Here is a 772-nt window from a genome sequence, read left to right as displayed (position 1 = left end):
TAACACGTCCTTCATCGCCTCTAATTGCCTAGGCATCCACCGTATACGCTTAGTCACTTAACCATACAACACCTAATGTGTCTTGCTTGATTCTTTTCTCTACTGCTGCGTTGGACTTCGTTGTTCAGTCGGTTATGTAACAAGTTACACGCCCTTCTTCACGCCTCGTCCGCCTTGCATTAGAAAAAATTATCTGCGCAATACGTTAGATATTGTTTAATATGAATTAAACAACTAATGTTTTCGATTTCATGAACTTTCGTTCATTTGTCTAGTTTTAGAATGATTCGTTAAAATCATTTCATTTTCGCCTCAAAAATATCCAAGAACACTTGTTGTGTTCGTAATGCTTACGCATTACTTTTAAGAACTTCGAATTAGATTCTTTCGAATCAAATTCTATTTTTGAATTTATCAGCTTTCCAAATTGTTAAAGAGCAGTCTTTATAAAAAAGACAAAGTTAAGTGTTTTAAGCAAAACAGCTTATCTTTATCTTCTCAGACAACATTGTATTCAAATAATCTGTGTGGACACTTAAAGAAGAGCACCAAAATGATTGGTCAATCAATGCAGTATCAAGTACTACGTTGTTGCCAATATCGTATAAGGAGGTGATCCAGCCCCAGGTTCCCCTAGGGCTACCTTGTTACGACTTCACCCCAGTCATGAACCACAAAGTGGTGAGCGTCCTCCTCGAAAGGTTAAACTACCCACTTCTTTTGCAGCCCACTCCCATGGTGTGACGGGCGGTGTGTACAAGGCCCGGGAACG

The 772-nt window shown here is 39.2% G+C and carries 1 rRNA gene; it reads right to left on the bottom strand.

The window, feature by feature from the left end:
• Window positions 1-605: 605 nt before the first annotated feature.
• Window positions 606-772: ribosomal RNA gene (locus Q8W26_RS17825) — 16S ribosomal RNA — on the bottom strand; the annotation flags it as partial.

Source organism: Psychrobium sp. 1_MG-2023 (assembly GCF_030689115.1).
GTDB lineage: Bacteria > Pseudomonadota > Gammaproteobacteria > Enterobacterales > Psychrobiaceae > Psychrobium.
This window is presented reverse-complemented; position numbering and strand designations above follow the sequence as displayed.